This window comes from Microbacterium sp. LjRoot45, from assembly GCF_964253325.1.
Classification (GTDB): Bacteria; Actinomycetota; Actinomycetes; order Actinomycetales; family Microbacteriaceae; genus Microbacterium.
This window is the reverse complement of the sequence record NZ_CAXUQM020000001.1, coordinates 3177045-3193433: the sequence shown is the minus strand read 5'-3', so window position 1 is coordinate 3193433 and position 16389 is coordinate 3177045. Positions and strand designations below refer to the sequence as shown.

General features: G+C 69.9%; 18 protein-coding genes. 11 read left to right on the top strand and 7 right to left on the bottom strand.

Annotation, left to right across the window (positions count from 1 at the left end; genetic code table 11):
- Positions 1–54 precede the first annotated feature (54 nt).
- The 4 genes from ACSQ18_RS15165 (at position 55) to ACSQ18_RS15150 (ending at position 4570) form a co-directional block, all read left to right on the top strand.
- Positions 55–429, top strand: a complete 375-nt coding sequence (locus ACSQ18_RS15165; protein WP_436038303.1) for a nuclear transport factor 2 family protein — start codon at positions 55–57, stop codon at positions 427–429.
- A gap of 103 nt (positions 430–532) precedes the next feature.
- Positions 533–1180, top strand: coding sequence for an acyl-CoA synthetase (locus tag ACSQ18_RS15160; RefSeq protein WP_436038301.1), 648 nt, complete (start codon positions 533–535; stop codon positions 1178–1180).
- Positions 1177–1551, top strand: a complete 375-nt coding sequence (locus tag ACSQ18_RS15155) for a hypothetical protein (protein WP_436038299.1) — start codon at positions 1177–1179, stop codon at positions 1549–1551. The genes ACSQ18_RS15160 and ACSQ18_RS15155 overlap by 4 nt, the downstream gene beginning before the upstream one ends.
- Before the next feature lie 217 nt (positions 1552–1768).
- Positions 1769–4570, top strand: a complete 2802-nt coding sequence (locus ACSQ18_RS15150) for a hypothetical protein (protein WP_436038298.1) — start codon at positions 1769–1771, stop codon at positions 4568–4570.
- A 4-nt stretch (positions 4571–4574) separates the two neighbouring features.
- Here the strand turns inward: ACSQ18_RS15150 and ACSQ18_RS15145 are convergent, their stop codons facing one another.
- From ACSQ18_RS15145 to ACSQ18_RS15130, 4 genes are all read right to left on the bottom strand, one after another.
- A complete protein-coding gene (locus ACSQ18_RS15145; protein WP_436038296.1) occupies positions 4575–5285 on the bottom strand; it encodes a sigma-70 family RNA polymerase sigma factor in 711 nt (236 codons plus the stop codon).
- Between the two features lie 214 nt (positions 5286–5499).
- Complete coding sequence (gene purB, locus ACSQ18_RS15140) at positions 5500–6891, bottom strand: adenylosuccinate lyase (protein WP_436038294.1); 1392 nt, start codon at positions 6889–6891, stop codon at positions 5500–5502.
- 32 nt (positions 6892–6923) lie between these two features.
- Positions 6924–7439, bottom strand: coding sequence for a low molecular weight protein-tyrosine-phosphatase (locus ACSQ18_RS15135; RefSeq protein WP_436038292.1), 516 nt, complete (start codon positions 7437–7439; stop codon positions 6924–6926).
- A 55-nt stretch (positions 7440–7494) separates the two neighbouring features.
- Entirely contained in the window at positions 7495–8010 is a 516-nt protein-coding gene (locus ACSQ18_RS15130) for a DUF3060 domain-containing protein (protein ID WP_436038290.1), read from the bottom strand.
- A 160-nt stretch (positions 8011–8170) separates the two neighbouring features.
- Between ACSQ18_RS15130 and ACSQ18_RS15125 the strand changes: the two genes are divergently transcribed.
- Together ACSQ18_RS15125 and ACSQ18_RS15120 are read left to right on the top strand one after the other, a co-directional pair.
- Positions 8171–8407: a hypothetical protein gene (locus ACSQ18_RS15125; RefSeq protein WP_436038288.1), complete on the top strand. Its 237-nt coding sequence runs from the start codon at positions 8171–8173 to the stop codon at positions 8405–8407.
- Positions 8404–9732 (top strand): lipase family protein, encoded by a 1329-nt coding sequence (locus ACSQ18_RS15120; RefSeq protein WP_436038286.1) that lies wholly within the window; start codon positions 8404–8406, stop codon positions 9730–9732. The genes ACSQ18_RS15125 and ACSQ18_RS15120 overlap by 4 nt, the downstream gene beginning before the upstream one ends.
- Position 9733: 1 nt before the next feature.
- Here ACSQ18_RS15120 and ACSQ18_RS15115 read toward each other — a convergent pair whose 3' ends face one another.
- From ACSQ18_RS15115 to ACSQ18_RS15105, 3 genes are read right to left on the bottom strand one after another with little or no spacing between them, the layout of a single operon-like run.
- Positions 9734–10129, bottom strand: a complete 396-nt coding sequence (locus ACSQ18_RS15115; RefSeq protein WP_144806651.1) for a phage holin family protein — start codon at positions 10127–10129, stop codon at positions 9734–9736.
- Between the two features lie 7 nt (positions 10130–10136).
- The gene (locus tag ACSQ18_RS15110; RefSeq protein ID WP_436038283.1) at positions 10137–10505 is read right to left on the bottom strand and encodes a type II toxin-antitoxin system death-on-curing family toxin; all 369 of its coding nucleotides are present in this window, start codon (positions 10503–10505) and stop codon (positions 10137–10139) included.
- Positions 10502–10708 carry a ribbon-helix-helix protein, CopG family gene (locus tag ACSQ18_RS15105; RefSeq protein WP_436038281.1) on the bottom strand — a complete coding sequence of 69 codons (207 nt, stop codon included), beginning with the start codon at positions 10706–10708 and terminating at the stop codon, positions 10502–10504. Before ACSQ18_RS15105 ends, ACSQ18_RS15110 begins: the two co-directional genes overlap by 4 nt.
- A gap of 85 nt (positions 10709–10793) precedes the next feature.
- On the opposite strand from ACSQ18_RS15105, the gene ACSQ18_RS15100 reads away from it, so the two are divergent.
- The 5 genes from ACSQ18_RS15100 to ACSQ18_RS15080 all read left to right on the top strand — a co-directional run bounded on the left by ACSQ18_RS15100 (position 10794) and on the right by ACSQ18_RS15080 (position 16310).
- Positions 10794–11855, top strand: coding sequence for a histidinol-phosphate transaminase (locus ACSQ18_RS15100; protein ID WP_436038280.1), 1062 nt, complete (start codon positions 10794–10796; stop codon positions 11853–11855).
- A gap of 197 nt (positions 11856–12052) precedes the next feature.
- Positions 12053–12259, top strand: coding sequence for a hypothetical protein (locus tag ACSQ18_RS15095; protein ID WP_436038278.1), 207 nt, complete (start codon positions 12053–12055; stop codon positions 12257–12259).
- 37 nt (positions 12260–12296) lie between these two features.
- Positions 12297–12962: a hypothetical protein gene (locus ACSQ18_RS15090; RefSeq protein ID WP_436038277.1), complete on the top strand. Its 666-nt coding sequence runs from the start codon at positions 12297–12299 to the stop codon at positions 12960–12962.
- A 25-nt stretch (positions 12963–12987) separates the two neighbouring features.
- Positions 12988–14586 carry a hypothetical protein gene (locus tag ACSQ18_RS15085; protein WP_436038275.1) on the top strand — a complete coding sequence of 533 codons (1599 nt, stop codon included), beginning with the start codon at positions 12988–12990 and terminating at the stop codon, positions 14584–14586.
- Between the two features lie 92 nt (positions 14587–14678).
- On the top strand, positions 14679–16310 hold the full coding sequence (locus ACSQ18_RS15080) for an alpha-amylase family glycosyl hydrolase (protein ID WP_436038459.1): 1632 nt from the start codon (positions 14679–14681) through the stop codon (positions 16308–16310).
- The last annotated feature ends 79 nt before the right edge of the window (positions 16311–16389 follow it).

Below are 16389 nucleotides of genomic sequence, written 5' to 3'. Positions count from 1 at the left end.
CCAAAGGGGCCGTCACGAGCTTCCTCAGGGCGTCGGTTCTGGCACTGTCGCCCTATGACTCGAACCTCTGCTCTGCACGACGCCGTCGACGCGTACTTCCGCGGCCTGTACCACTGCGATGTCGACCTGCTCGACACCGTCTTCCACCCCGCGAGCAGCCTCTTCGACGTCGACGAGGGGGTCGTCACCGTCGACCCCTACCCCGTGTGGCGTGAAGTGGTTCGCACGCGCACGTCGCCCGCCTCGGTCGGCCAGGAGCGCGAGGAGGAGATCGTCGTCATCGACGAGCTCTCGGACACCGCCGCCTCGGTGCGGGTGCGCCTGCGCGTGCTGGACAGCATCTTCGTCGACCACCTCTCCTTCGTCGACGGCCCCGACGGCTGGCAGATCGTCGCGAAGGTGTGGCACCTGGAGCGCACGGTCGCGTAACCGCCCCCGTCCGGAGGGGGAGGCGGACGACGATCGGATGCTCGCACCCCGGACGACCTAGACTGGACGGGTACCGCGTCCGTCCCGATCGATGAGTTCCGCCGTGTCCGCTGCCCCCGTCCGCACCTTCGAAGTGCGCAACGTGCAGGTCGCCCGCGCCCTCTTCGCGGCGCTGGCGGCGGCGATGGTCACCTTCTCGCCCGACCACTCCGCCGGTGTGGGACTCGCCGTCTTCAGCGGCTGGGCGATCGCCACGGCGCTCGTCCTCCTGTTCGGCGCGTGGCTCGCCTACGGTGCAGGCGCGCGCGCGACCCCCGTGCTGCTGGGCGTGCTGACACTGGTCGCCGGCATGATCGCCGGGCTCCCCGGCATCCGCTCGACGACGCTCTTCTTCGTGCTCGTGATCGCGTGGGCGCTCGCGACCGGACTCGTCGAGCTGATCTCCGGCATCCGTCGCCGCGGCACCGACGAGCACGCGCGGGATGCGATCCTGATCGGTGCCGTCACGCTGGCGCTCGGGGCGGGGCTGCTGCTCGTGAATCCCGCCTACAGCCTGGAGTACTTCATCCGCGAAGCGGGGCAGACGGGCGTCCTGACCGGCATCACGATCGGCGTCGGGCTCTTCGGCGGGTACGCGGCCGTCGTCGCGGTGTTCCTGGGGATCGCCGGGTTCTCGCCGCGCCGTCCGGTCGTCGACGCCACGGCCGAGGTCGGCCCCGTCGTGGGCCACAACGCGGAGGAGCGCGCATGACCGATCCGCACCCGACCCGCCGCGAGCTGATGAAGCCCGCGCAGCTGCTGGGTCTCGCGTTCATCGCCGCCGTGTTCGGCGGCGCGATCACGCTCATGTCGATGGGCATCTTCCAGGAGCCCCGTCCCGTGGCGCCCGGTGAGATGCACCCGCACCTGAAGGCGTGGGTCGTCGCGGGTGTCGTCGCGGGCATCGTGTTCATCGTCACCCTCGTGACGATCGCGCTGCTGCTCCTCGCCGTCGACCCCGCGCAGCTCCAGAAGCAGATCGACCGTCCGGTGCTCGTCCCCGAAGACGAGACGCCGGGAACGGATGCCGCGCCGTCGCACCCGGCCGCGGGCGCCTCCGACGTCGATCCGCCCCAGCGCTAGGCGCAATCTCCCTTCGCGCTTTCTGACGTGCCGATGCGTATCGGTACGTCCTCGTCGTTCCCGCTTGTCGGCCTCTCCGTGCCGTTCCCTTCCTTCTTCTGAGTGATTCCTCGGATCGCCGACAGATTCTGCCCTCTCATACGTCGTCATTAGGGGGGTATCCGTACATCCGGGCCCCGTCGTGCGCGTTCACGCGCAGAGGGAGCAGGGAGAACTGATGTCGAGCGAGAACGCTGTGTCCACCGCTAGAGGGAAGCGCCGTCGATCGGCGCGCGCGTGGGGAGCCGCGCTCCTCACGCTCGTGGTGACCTCCGGATCGTTCCTCGTGGCCGCCACCCCCGCGGTCGCCGCCGTTCCCGCACCGACGTCGACGACCTCCGTCATCACCGTGAAGGTCGGAGGCGACCGCGTCGGGCAGGGCGTCACCGATGCGGGAGCCACCATCGCCACGCCGCTGGCCGGCGTGCAGTTGGGCCTGTACTCGTCGCTCACCGCCGCGAACCCCATCAATACGACGTGGGCCCGATGCACCTCGGATGCCGACGGCGACTGCTCCTTCATCGTGCCGAACACACAGGTCGGCGGCGTCAACCGCGACCAGCGCTACTACGTGCGTGAGGTGTCGGTGCCCGCGGGGTGGTACAGCAACCCTCGGTTGCGCACGGGTGGTGCAACATTCCCGCCGTCGCCCGCCACGGTGTACGGCTTCCAGACGGGCGTCCAGCTGCGGGCGAACACGACCTACCGGTCGTCCGCCGATTTCATGTTCATCTCCCAGTCCACGTCCACCGTGACGCAGGTCGCTTCGGGGGGCGTCTGGACGCCGTCGCGGAACAACCCCGCCCTGCCGCAGGAGTGCGGCCTCGATGTCGCTCTGATCCTCGATCTCTCCAGTTCGATGACGCTGACACCCGGCGAGCCGTTCGCGACGGCCTCGGCGATCACCGACGCCTTCGCCGGCACCCCGACGCGCATGGCCGTCTTCACCTACGGTGATCTCTCGCCCGCGCAGAACGGAGGAAACCGTCCCGCTCTCCTGCCGGTCTCTACGACCGCCGGCGCGACGGCCTTCAAGAACCAGTGGGTCGGACAGTGGGGGGTCTTCGGAGGCACGAACTGGGATGCCGGCCTCTACCAGGCGGCCGCAGCCAGCCCGCACTATGACCTCGCGATCCACGTCACCGATGGGCAGCCGAGCCTCTTCGGAGCCCCGTTGCCGACACCGAACACCTCGAGCTGGAACCGAATTAAGGAGACGGAGTACGCCATCCTCTCCGCGAATCGGCTGAAGTCGGAAGGCACCCGCATCCTCGGCGTGGGAGTCGGTCCCAGCTACATCGACAACGGCTACCTGAACCTTCGCGCGACGAGCGGCCCCGTCGGCTTCAACGGCAGCAACGCCGCTACCGCCGACTACATCGAAGCGACTGACTTCGCGCCGGCGATCGCTGCTGTCCGGCAGATCGCCCAGGCCAACTGCGTCGGCTCGATCAGCGTCGTGAAGCAGATCGTGCCGTCGACCAACACGGGTGAAGACGTGACCAGCTCCACGCTCGCGCCGGCCGGATGGCAGTTCGACGCCACGACGACGGCGGCGGGGATCGGCGGACTCCCGGCGACGAAGACGACCATCAACGACGGAACCGGCGCGGTGAACTTCCCGTTGACCTTCAACGGCACCACCTCCGGGCCGGTGACCGTCGCCGAAACTCAGCAGGCGGGATACGAGATCGTCACTCAGGGAGGAAAGAACGCCGTCTGTGTCAACACCGTGACGGGCGCGCCGGTATCGGTCACCAACGCAGGAACGGTGGACGACCCGGGATTCACCCTCACCGCCTCCGCCCCCGCAGCCATCTCCTGCACGGTGTACAACCGCGAGATCCCGGAACTCCCCGCCGATCTGACGGTCGAGAAGGTCTGGGAGGTCGACGGTCAGACCTTCGACGAGGGCGACCAGCCCGCGGGACTCGACGCCCAGTTGCAGCTCACCGGGCCCGACGCCGCGGGCGCCACCGACCAGGACTGGGGCGCGACGCGCACGGGTTACGTCCGTGATGACGTGGCAACCGTGACCGAGGAGGCAACGGTGAGCGGTGACTACGAGCACTGCACCGTCGAGGGCGAGGTCACCGACATCAACGGCGCTCCCCAGTCGACCGCGCTGGATGCCGACGGCGTCGATGTCACGCTCACCGAAGAGCACAACACCGTGGAGATCACCAACACGGTCACCTGCGAGCAGACGCTGTCCCTCGTCAAGGAGGTGGGCTACGGCGACGAGCCCACGTCGTCGTGGACCCTGTCCGCGAGCGGTCCCGGCTCCGCGCTCCCCGGCCCCTCGGGCACCTACACGGCGACCACGCCGGTGTCGGCTCCCGTCTCCGGCGGGGCGACGTACGGACTCGAGGAGTCCGGCGGTCCCCTGACCTACGTCGGTGCCGGATGGGAGTGCGCACTGGATGAAGACGGCACTGCCGTCACCGTGACCGACGGGTTCATGACCATGCCGCGTGGCCAGGACGTCACGTGCACGATCGTCAACTCCACGGCATCGCTCACGATCCTCAAGCATGTGATCGACCCGCAGCCGGGGTTCGAGGCGGACGCGTGGGAGCTGACGGCTACGCCCGACACCCTCTCGGATGGTCCCCTGCCGACGGCCACGCTCGTCGGCGCCGAGACCGATGTGGCGGGTGCCAACACGGTCGAGGTGCGTCCGGGGCACGGCTACACGTTGTCGGAGGAGTCGACCTCCGAGACGCTGGCCTACCGACAGGTCGCGTTGCAACGCCTCGAGGGCTCGACGTGGGTAGACGTCGACTCCGCGGACATCGTTGCGCCCGGCCCGGGCGACACCGCGGTGTACCGCTTCGTCAACGAACGGATCCCCAGCGTCGCGCTGCCGCTCACGGGCGGGGCGAGCGCCGACGCGTTCCTCATCGGGGGCAGCGCGACCATCGCACTCGCCGTGTTCGCCGGCCTCTGGCTGATGGTTCGCCGGCGCCGGGTGGCGTAGTCGCTCAGCCCGCCGGCAAAGCGGCGAAGCGGTCCCAGGCCGCGGAGCACGCCTCGCACCCACCCAGGTGTTCGAACCCGGGTGCGGTGCGGGCGTTCTCACGGTCGAGGGGGAAGATGTCCGGAAGCGCATCGGCGAACGCTCGGCAGTCCCCTGACCGGTCCCCCTCGCTGAGCAGCTGACGGAGGATGGCCCGACGCAGCCCCAGCTTCGCCCGGTAGACCAGCGAGGAGATCGACGACGCGGGCCGCGCGAACTCGGAGACGAGGTCACGCGGCCTCTCCTCGTGGACCACGACGCGGAGCAGCGCGCGCTGCTGCTCGCGCGGAAGGGTGTGCAGTGCTCGCCGGATCAGCGCGCGCTCACGGAACAGGTCCGCCGAGCGGAACGCTCCCTCATCGGCGCAGACGTCGTCCTCCGCCAGCGCGACGACCCGCGAGCGCGGCGAACGCCGCTCGTCGTGGACGCGATTGCGCATCGTCGTGAACAGGTAGGCGCCGACCGCCGCGATCCGCTGCCCGTGAGCGATCTGGGCGACAGCGGATGCCACGGCATCCGCAACGAGATCCTGCGGGTCGATGACGCCACCGGCGATCTTGCGTGCGAACGACAGCAGCATCGCGCGGTTCTCGGCGAAGTAGACCGTGAGCTCCTCGTGCGCGTCGTGCGATGCGCGCGCTGTCGGCGCCCCGGCGAAAACAGTGACGACGGACATGGCGACACCCCCCAGCGGCTGATCGACGATGACGATCAGCGCGCCGACGAGCCGGTGCTCGTCGGGTGCCGCTCAGCGCTGGCGTCCCCGTGGGGAGACCGTAGGGAGGGTGAGCGTCGATTCTGCAGCGTTTGGGGCGAAATCCCGCGGAGATGAGGGACGCGGGCGACGGGTGCCGCCGACGTCAGCCCTCAGTAGTGAGGGGCCGCTCGTATCAACCGAGTTCGTCCACGAGACGGTCGGCGAGGCCCGTGTACGTGGCCGGCGTGAGAGTCAGCAGGCGCTCTTTCGCGGCGTCGCCCACGTCGAGGGTGCGCACGAACTCGGCCAGCTCCGTGCCGCCGACGCGGCGGCCCCGGGTGAGCTCCTTCAGGAGCGCGTAGGGGTCGGTGATCTCCGACCGCCCGGCCACGATCTCGGCGCGAACGACCGTCTGGATCGCCTCGGCGAGCACCTCCCAGTTGGCGTCGAGGTCGGCCAGAAGCACGTCGCGCGACAGCGAGATCTCGGTGAGGCCCCGCTGCAGGTTGTCGAGCGCGAGCAGGGAGTGGCCGAACGCCACGCCGATGTTGCGCTGGGTCGTCGAGTCGGTGAGGTCGCGCTGCATGCGGGAGGTCACGAGGGTCGAGGCGAGCGTGGTGAACAGCCCGCCGGCGATCTCGAGGTTCGCTTCGGCGTTCTCGAAGCGGATCGGGTTGATCTTGTGCGGCATCGTCGACGATCCCGTGGCGCCGGCGACGGGGATCTGAGCGAAGAACCCCATGGCGATGTACGTCCAGATGTCGGTGGCGAGGTTGTGCAGGATGCCGCCCGCGTGCCGCACCCGGTCGTACAGCTCCACCTGCCAGTCGTGCGACTCGATCTGCGTCGTCAGCACGTTGAAGTCGATCCCGAGGCTCTCGATGAACGCTCGCGACACCTCCGGCCAGTCCACCTCGGGAGCGGCCGCGAGGTGGGCCGACCACGTGCCGGTCGCGCCGGAGAACTTCGCGAGGTACTCGCCCCCCTCGATCTGCTTCGCGACGCGCTCGAGGCGCCACGCGAACACCGCCAGCTCCTTGCCCATCGTCGACGGGGTGGCCGGCTGACCGTGCGTGCGCGAGAGCATCGCGGCATCCCGGTGCTCGCGTGCGAGGTCGCCGATCGCGGAGATGACGGCACGCAGCTTCGGCAGCCACACGTATTCGACGGCGCGCTTGACCGTGAGGGCGTACGACGCCGAGTTGATGTCCTCGCTCGTGCACGCGAAGTGGGCGAGCTCGGCGACGGCATCCAGCCCGAGGGATGCCAGGCGGTCGCGCACGAGGTACTCGACGGCCTTCACGTCGTGTCGGGTGACGGCCTCCTTCTCGGCGAGCCAGTCGATCTCCGCCTGGCCGAAGTCGCGGTAGAGGCCGCGGAGGCTCTCGCGCTGGTCGTCCGTCAGGGGCGCCGAGCCGAACAGGGAGCGATCGGAGAGAGCGAGGATCCACTCCACCTCGACTTCGACGCGGGCGCGGTTGAGCCCTGCCTCGGACAGGTAGTCGCTCAGGCCGGCCACGGCGGTGCGGTACCGGCCGTCGAGCGGGCTCAGGGGCTGGGGCGGGAGGGCGGACGCAGAAGTCACAGGAAGGGCTCCGATCGGGGAGGATCGGGCGCTCAGGACGTCGGGCGGATAGCGGGCTCGAGCTGCCGGAAGAGCGCCCGGCTCGCACTCTCGATCATACCGAGCACCTCGTCGAACATCGCCGGGCCCGCGTAGTACGGGTCGGGGACGTCGAGATTGCCCTCCGCGGCAGCGTCGAACGCGAGCAGGAGCGCGAGCTTGTCGGTGTCGGCGGGGGTGCGCGCCCAGCCCGCGAGGATGCGTTCGTGCGATCGGTCGAGCGCGACGATCAGGTCGTGACGGTCGAAGTCGGCGACGGTGAACTGGCGCGCGCGATGGCGGGAGCCGTCGTAGCCCCGGCCGGTGAGAGCGTCGAGGGTACGGGCGTCGGCGCGTTCGCCCACGTGCCAGTCACCCGTGCCGGCGCTCGCCGACGTCACGCGATCGCCCAGTCCTGCCTGGTCGGCGAACCAGCGGAACACGACTTCGGCCATCGGCGAGCGACAGATGTTGCCGGTGCAGACGAACACCACCCGGAAGGGGTCGTCTCGCGTAGCCACGTCCCCCATTGTGCGCGATTCAGCGTTTCCTGCACAGGCTGTCGTGCCGAATGCCTCCGCGCGATCACCCGCCGTTGTAGATGAGCGTGTTGCCGTTCCCCGTGTCGGAGCCGCCCTGCGCGCCGGAATCCCAGTTCACCGTGTTGTCGTCGCCGGAGACGGTCAGCGTCTCGATGACGGTGGCGATGACGGTGCCGCGCGTCCCGTCGACGTTGACGGTTCCCATCTCCGAGCCGTTCACCTTGTTCCCCTCCCCGTTGACGGTCAGCGTCTCGACGCGCCGGTTTGCGAGGACGGTCACGTCACTCCCATCGATGACGAGAGACGTCGCGGCGTCGAGGTTGATCGTCACGTCGTCGGCATCGATGACGACGTCGCCGCACTCTCCGTCGAGTGCGAGCTGCGCGCCGTCCTCGGACACGGTGAAGGACCGGCCGGAGCAGGGGCCGTTGGTGACCTCGAGCGACCCGGTCCCCGGGGCGTAGCCGACGCAGCCGGCGAGAGAGGTGGCGACGCCGAGCATGACCACCGCGCGAGCGGTCCGCCGGGCCGATGACGGGGTGTGACGCGCAAGAGCCATGACTCGACCGTAGAGGACGGCCCGACACGGTGGTTCCTCCACCCTGCTTCCTCCACAGTGCGGCAGTCCCAGATGTTGGCCACGGATCGCGATGCGCGCGGTGGCGGACGGTTCGCGGGGCGGGATGCTCGCAGTGCGGGGGAGGGAAAGGGGAGAAGGCATGGCGGACGAAAGCGCTCTCGTCGAGGCGCGGGAGCTGCTGGCACGCGCGCACGACGAACTCGCGACGCTGCACGCGCGCGCACCCGCCGTGGCGGCCGCGGTGAGCTGGCGGTCGCCGTCGGCCGCGGAGTTCGCCGACGCGTTCGCCGAGTGGGTCGCGCTGCTCTCACGTGTCGATGAGGAGGTGAGGCGCTGGGATGCCGTGCTCGCGGCGCGAGCGGGAGCGGCACCGTGACCGACGACGACGCCCTCGACATCCGGTTGGGAGGTCTGATCGCGGTCGACACCGAGTCGCTGCGTCACGCGGCGGGCCTCCTCGATCGCCTCGCCGCCGAGTGCGACGACGTCGGTGCGATCCTCCGGCTCGCGGATCTCGCCTCACGACGCGGTGGCCTATGGGAGCCGCTGCCGGCCGGGCGGGCCGATGAGGCGCGCGACCGTGCGATCGACATCGCCTTCGCGCTCCGGCACCGGGCCGAGGTGTACGAGCTGATCGAGTCGCACGCGGTCGCTGTCTCGCGCGGGCTCGAACTCGCCACGGGCGACGTGGACACCGCGGTCGGCGCCACGGGCGAAGCGATGCGGATGTGGGAGAACTGGCGAGCATCGCGCCAGCAGGTGATCGATGCGCAGCTCAGCGGCGCGGCAGGCCCGTGGATCACCGCGGCGTTCGTGCTCGGGTCGGCGACGGCGGCGATACGCGCGGTCGGTGCCGGCACGCTCCCCGTCGACGCCCCGCCGCTGCGTCCGGTGACGCGACCCGCCGTCGTCCACGAGGTGTCGCGCACCGAGGTGGCGCCGCCGCGCACGCTCGAAGAGATCGCCGCACGGATGCCGGGCGGCGGCGAGAGCAGAGTCCGCGTCGAGTCGTACGTGACGGCCACCGGAGAGCGCGAGTACGTCGTCTACATCGCCGGCACGCAGGATCTCGGGGCGCCCTACGCGGAGCCGTGGGACATGGCATCCAACCTCGAGCTGTATCTCGGACAGGGGTCGTCGTCGTACGACGCGACACGGCGGGCGCTCGCCGCGGCGGGGGCGGAGGAAGGCGACCGCGTGCACATCGCGGGCCACTCGCAAGGGGGGATGATCGGGGTGAGGCTCGCGCGCGAGGGTGGTTACGACGTCGGCACGGTGGTCACTTTCGCCGCCCCCGTCGAAGCCGATCTCGACGACGACGTGCTGGTCGTCACCGTTCGTCACCCCGACGACCCGATCGTCGCGTTGACGGGGGGCGGGCTTCCCACGAGCGCGGGCTCGCCCGAGAGCTTCGTCGCGGAGCGGGTCGTCGATCCGTCGATCCGGTGGGGCGATGTGGGCATCGGGGTGCACCAGATGGACGAGTATCGCGAGACGGCCGCGCTCGTCGATCGGTCCGACGATCCCCGCGTGAACGCTCTGCACGTCCAGCTGGCGACACTCGGCACCGCCGTCGGGACGGCCGTCGTCTACGGCGCTCGACGAGACTTCGGTGCCCGCGATCCCGGTGCCCGAGATCCCGGCGCCCGCGGTCCGGCGACCCCGGGGCGGGTGGGGGAGGTGCCGCCGCGGCGTGGGTGAGTCAGCGTCGCTTCAGCTGCGGGCGCAGGATGATGCCGAAGATCCAGTTGATCAGCGAGATCACGAGGGCGGCCAGCACGCCGAGCCAGAAGTCCTCGACCCGCAGGCCCCACGACCACCAGTGGGTGGCCCACGCCGTGATCCACAGCAGGAGCCCATTGACGATGAGGGAGATCAGGCCCAGCGTCAGGATGTACAGAGGGAACGCCACGATCTTGATGAGCGTGCCGATGACCGTGTTGACGATGGCGAACACCGCCGCCACCGCGAGGAGCGTCAGGACGAGCTGCAGCGTCTCGCCGGGTGCGAAGGCGATGACGTCGACCTCGAGCGGCTGGATCAGGGTGACGACCCAGATGGCGAACGCATTCACGATGACGCGGATGAGGAATCTCATGGTGCCGTCATTGTGCCACGGACCGCCGACGCAGGGCCCCAGCGATCTGCGCCAGCCCGGCGTGCCCCTGGGCCACAGCGAGCACGAGATCGAACGCCTCCTCGAGAGGCATGTCGGTGCGGATGCCGTTGAGCTCCAAGAAGGTGAGCGTGGTCACCCAAGCGAATCGCTTGTTGCCGTCGAAGAAAGCATGATTCTGCGCCAGCGACGAGAACAGCGCGCCGGCCTTCAGGAAGACATCGGCATAGGCCTCGACACCGAACATCGCGCTTTCCGGACGCGCGATCGCCGATGACAGCAGGCCGATGTCGCGCAGGCGGAGGTCCATGCTCGCCGCGATGGCCACGGCCTGCGGCAGATCGAGGTAGATCGTCATGCGTCTTCGAGGCGTGTCAACAACTCGGCGTATCGGCTCCGAACTCCTGTCGCGATCTCGACGGCCACATCGGTCTTCGACTCCAAGTCGACGATCATCCGCGTCGCCTCGACCACGAGCGCGTGCTTCGACATCCCTCTCGCGTGGGCGAGCTGTTCGAGCCGGGAGTCGAGTTCTTCCGGAAGCCGCAGTGTCATCGCCATACCAAAATGGTAGCGCTTCGGGAGCTGGTCCACGCCGGTCAGCAGCGATCTGCGCCAGCCCGCTCGCCGTCCGTAGACTCGACGGGTGACCGACCTGCCCGTCCGCCTCCGCCCCGAGATCGCCGCGCTCCCCGCCTACCGGCAGGGCAAGCAGGCCGGCGACGACGCGTTCAAGCTCTCCAGCAACGAGAACCCGTTCGACCCGCTGCCGTCGGTGGTCGAGGCGATCCGATCCGCCACCGGGATCAACCGGTACCCCGACGCGTCCGCATCGCGGTTGCGCGCGCGGCTCGCGGAGCGGTTCGACGTGGCATCCGATCGGGTCCACGTCGCGGCCGGGTCGGTGTCGATCCTCTACCAGCTGACGCAGGCCACGAGTGGTCACGGCGACGAGGTGCTGTTCTCGTGGCGGTCGTTCGAGGCGTACCCGGGGCTGGCGGTCGTCGCGGGAGCGACGGCGGTGACGGTGCCGAACACGGCCGACGGTCGGCACGACCTCACGGCGATGGCGGCGGCCGTGACCGACCGCACCCGCATCGCCATCGTGTGCAGCCCGAACAACCCGACGGGGCCCGTCGTCACGCAGGCCGAGTTCGACGCCTTCCTCGAGGCCGTGCCGAGCGACCTCCTGGTGGTGCTCGACGAGGCGTACGCCGAGTTCGTCACCGATCCGGATGCCGTCGACGGCCGCCGAGTGCTGGCATCCCGCCGCGAGAACGTCGTCGTGCTGCGCACGTTCTCCAAGGCCTACGGACTGGCGGGGCTTCGGGTGGGCTACGCGATCGGTCACCCGCGCATCCTCGACGCGGCGCGCGCCACCGGCATCCCGCTGTCGGTCACGGCGGCCGCCGAGGCGGCCGCTCTGGCGAGCCTCGACGCGGAAGAGGAGCTGCTCGACCGCGTGCGGACGATCACCGCGCGCCGTGACGACCTCGTCGCCCGGTTGCGCGAGACCGGGTGGGACGTGCCGCAGGCGCAGGGCAACTTCGTGTGGCTGCCGGCCGGTGGGCGGACCGCGGAGATCGCGGCGGCGTTCGAGGCGGCGGGGCTGATCGTGCGCGCCTTCGCCGGCGACGGCATCCGCATCTCCGTCGGTGAAGCGGAGTCGATCGACCGCATCGTCGCCGTCGCCTCAGCCGTCGCCTGAGCCCACGCCCAGGCCGGGTCTGGGCTGACTCCTCAGGGCTCGAACAGGCCCCATCTCGGGCCAGGGACGCCTCCGGCAATTTGACCGGCAGTGTCCTTGTGCACTCTTGTGAACATCTCATTGATGCCATAGCTTTCCTGCATGTCCCCGTGGCCGACCGGCCGTGGCGGATGGCGACCAGCAGACGGGAGAGCGCTGTGGCGGCGAGACGCAACGACGGATTCGAGACGGCAGGACTGAGCCTGATCGTCGTGGGCGGTCTCATCTGGGCGGTGGCCCTCGTCTCCGCCATCACCGTCGGAGCCTCACCGCTGACGATCCTCGTCGCCGTGGCGCCCGTGCTCATCGGCGGATTCGTGCTCCTCGCCGCCGACAGACTTCCCCCGCGATCGGACGACCGCTAGGTCGACCGATCATCGTCCCATCAACGGAGGAGAATCCATGAAGGCAAGTCATGCCCTACTGGCCGGTGCCATCGCCGCGCTGTGCGTTCTGAACGGAGCACTCGCGGCTCACGCGACGGAGGCGCCGGTCGACGATCCCGGGAAGGTCGCGGAACACAAGTCCACTCTGGTGAGCACAGACGTGGTCGGCACGACGGTGCGGCTCCAGGATGACCTCTCGCGAGGATCGCTGACGACCGACCCGGATGCCACGGTGAAGCCCATCATCCACCGCACCGTCTCCATCAGCGACGTGGGCTCGAAGGTGATCCGCCCGTCCGGTGGAGTCCGCGGGACGATCACGACCGGGTTCTCCAGCAGCGTCACGTGCCCGGGAAACTGCAGCCGTTACGAGATCGAGGGCAAGTCCTACGGCAAGTGGCTCGGCACGACTCCGTACAACGCGACCTCCATCTCCTTGCGCGACAAGTACTGGGTGGCGGGCATCGCGACGACGGTGTCCATTCCCTGGGGTGCCGGGTTCTCCGCCGGGGGCGAGTCGGCCACGTGGTCCGGCTCCGTCAGCAAGGCGTGGAAGATCACGCACCAGTACTCGGGGGTGCACTTCTCGGGCCTTCCGCTCTTCAGCTACTCGCAGAAGTCCACCGCGACGTTCAAGTTCGGCACGGAATTCTTCACGACGGACAGTGACTACGCGGCGTGATCGGTGGCGGCGACCAGCGCGCGCGGTGGTCGCCGCCCTCTCCGCCGGTGCCGTGGCGACTGCGCTGGGCGCCTGCGCGTCGACGGTGGAGATACCGGCCGAGTGCGAGTCGCTCATCGCACAGGCGAACGCGCTGAGTACGCCGCCCTCACCGACGGGCGGCGACGGCGGATTCGTCGACGTGTACGACACGACATCGCCCTCGCTGTACCGCACGAGCTGGATGGTGCAGGCCGTGGGCCAGGTCGGCGTGCCGTCGACGGTCGATCTCGAGGCCGTCGCGGACTTCTTCCACGACACCCTGTCAGCGCCGGACGCGATCTCGGAGACGGAGCCGTTCTCGAAACTCGCCGCCGTGCGACTCGCGTGGGCAGGCCTGCGCGCGCTCGGGGACGACCGTTCCGCCGACGCCGTCGCCGTCCTCGCAGCGTACGAGGCCGGTGACGGCTACGCGGAGGAGCCCGGCGACGAGCCCACCACGTATGCCACCTTCCTGGCGGCCGAGATCCTCCGCGGAGAGAAGCTCCCCGTTCCTCCGGGTGCGCGTGAGTTCGCCCGCGCAGACATCCCGCGCCTGATTCCCGACGTTCCCCTGGCGAGCACGGTCGATCAGCTGCTGGTCGACCTTCGTGCGGCCGCCGTCGCCGATCCGGAAGCCCTGAGGTCCGCCCACCCGGAACTCGCCTCTCGTGTGTCAGGGTGGTTGAGAGAGGTGTTCGACGATGGCTACGGCATCGCGCAACTCTCGATCCTCACGGATCTGCGCGCACTCGCCGACGTTGCCGGCGTCCACGTCGATCTCCCCGATGACTACGCCGCCCGAACGGTCGCGGCGGTCAGCTCCGAGGGCGCCGGCATCGACCCCCATCTCACGGCGCTGCTGGCGCGGCTCGATCCCGACGACTCTGGCGCCGACGCGTCGCTCGATCCCACGGTCGGGGCCACGCCGCGGGGATGGCTCGGCGCGACGACGCCGCCCGACGTGGCGTCCAATCTCCGCGGCCTGCTCATCCTCGAGCTGTGCGGCGCGATCGATACGGCAGCCGCGACGCGCGCAGAGGACTTCCTCAACACCTACCTCGGCGACGCGTCCGAGTGGACGGTCGGTGACGCGTACGCTGCGGCTCGACTCGATCTCCGCGGGTCGCTCGCTGAGGGTCCGCGCAGTGTCGCGACGGAGCGTCTCGCGACGATCGCTCCGAGCACGCCCCAGGAGCAAGCCCTGCTCGCGTGGAGCACCCGCCACTTCGATGACGGTCGCGGTACGCCGGGCGCGGATGCCATGCCGAACGGAGGCGGAACCCTGGTGGATCTCGCGGCTGAGGCGATCGTCGGGGATCTCGACGTCGACGACGAGAGGTTGGCGCCGTTCGAGCGAGGAGGCGGCTACTCGTACGAGAGCGGCATCGGCATCCCCGACCTCTACTCGACGGCCCTCGGCGCATGCCTCGGCGGTGCAGACGAGAAGGCGCGCGCACGCCTCCTTGCCCATTTCGAGGACGACGACCATCCGGGGTATTACGTGCTCACCACTCAAGCGCCCCCGTCACTGGCGAGTACGACCCTCGCTGCGGCGCTCCTTCTGGCCGACGACTGTTCGATGGCGCTCGCCGTCTATCTCTGAGAAGACCGGTCCTGACGGCTCCTGCCGCCTTCAGCGGCGCCGCAGACGATCCACGCCCGACCTCCATCGGGTACGGTGACGCGGTGGAACCCATGCCCGCATCATCGCCGCTGCTCACTCTCCGCGATCGCCTCGACCGCGTCGTCCTGTACCAGGCCTACCCGCAGAGCTTCGCCGACGGCGACGGCGATGGCATGGGCGACCTCGACGGCATCGCCGCCCGGCTGGACTACCTGGCCTGGCTGGGAGTGGATGCCGTCTGGCTCAATCCGTGCTTCGTCTCTCCGATGCGGGATGCCGGCTACGACGTCGCCGACTTCGACCACGTCGACGCGCGCTACGGCGGCGATGCGGCCCTGGACCGGCTCGTCGCGGCGGCCGACGCGCGGGGGATCGCCGTCGTGCTCGATCTCGTCGCGGGACACACGTCCGACCGGCATCCCTGGTTCGCCGCCTCCGCGGACGACCCCGGCGACTCCCGCTACGTGTGGAGCCCCGCGCCGGCCGAGGGATTCGTCGCCGGACCGGGCTCGCGGGGCGAGTTCTACAAGCCGAACTTCTTCGACTTCCAGCCGGCGTTGAACTTCGGGTACGCCCGCCCCGACGATGCCGAACCGTGGCGGCAGCCGGTCGACGCCGAGGGGCCGCGGCGCAACCGCGACGCGCTCGTCGAGATCATCTCCCGCTGGTACGACCGCGGCGTGCAGGGCTTCCGCGTCGACATGGCGGCGTCGCTCGTGAAGGACGATCCGGGACACGTCGAGACGGGGCGCCTGTGGGCGGAGGTGCGCGCGCGTCTGGACGCCCGGCATCCGGGGAACATCCTCATCTCCGAGTGGGGAGACCCGGCACGGGCGGTGCCCGCCGGCTTCGATGTCGACTTCTTCCTCCAGTTCGGCGGCGACGACGACGGCGCCGCGCTGAAGTCGCTTTGGAACAACGGGGCCGGCACCGTGCATGAGGCGTGGGCGGAGCCGAACGCGTGGGCGGATGCCGCGGGCACCGGCGATGCGGCGTACTTCGTCGACGCGTGGCGGCGGGCCGTCGACGCGATCGAGGCGTCGGGGGCCACCGGCATCCCGGGGCTCCCGACCGCCAACCACGACTTCACGCGCCTGGTCTCGGGAAGCCGGGATGCGGTGCAGGCGCGCAGTGCGCTGCTGCTCGCGCTCACGTGGCCCGCCCTGCCGTCGATCTATTACGGCGACGAGATCGGTATGCGCTACGTGCCGGGCCTCGCGTCGCTGGAGGGGTCTTCCCTGGGCCCGGCCTACGAGCGTGCCGGCTCGCGCACCCCGATGCAGTGGGGCGATCTCCCGCCGACGACCGCCGTCGGGGCCGCGCCGGCGTTCGAGTCGCGCTACCTTCCGCAAGACCCCGACCCCCTGCGGCCGACGGTGGCCGACCAGCTCGACGATCCGGGATCGCTGCTGCGGTTCGTGCGGGCGGCGATCGCGCTGCGGCGCTCCGATGCGCGCCTCGGCGCGCGCGAACCGGTCGAGGTCGTGCAGACGGGCTATCCCTTCGTGTTCCGGCGCGGCAGTCTGCTCGTCGCCCTCAACCCCTCGGACAGCCCGCACGCGGTCGACGTGGGATCGTCGAGCGGAGCGGCGCCGGTGTTCGCGGTGTCGTTCCGCGCCGACCTCGCCGGCCGCAGCCTGCGTCTCGCGCCGTTCGGCTGCGCCGTCGTCGACCTCGCGGGTGCCCCGACGTCACAGGACTGACCCCGGGGCATCGACCGATTTGTTCCGGCCGGGTTGTCCGGCGCGCACCGCGGATCGCGGCATCCATTGTCGAACTCAT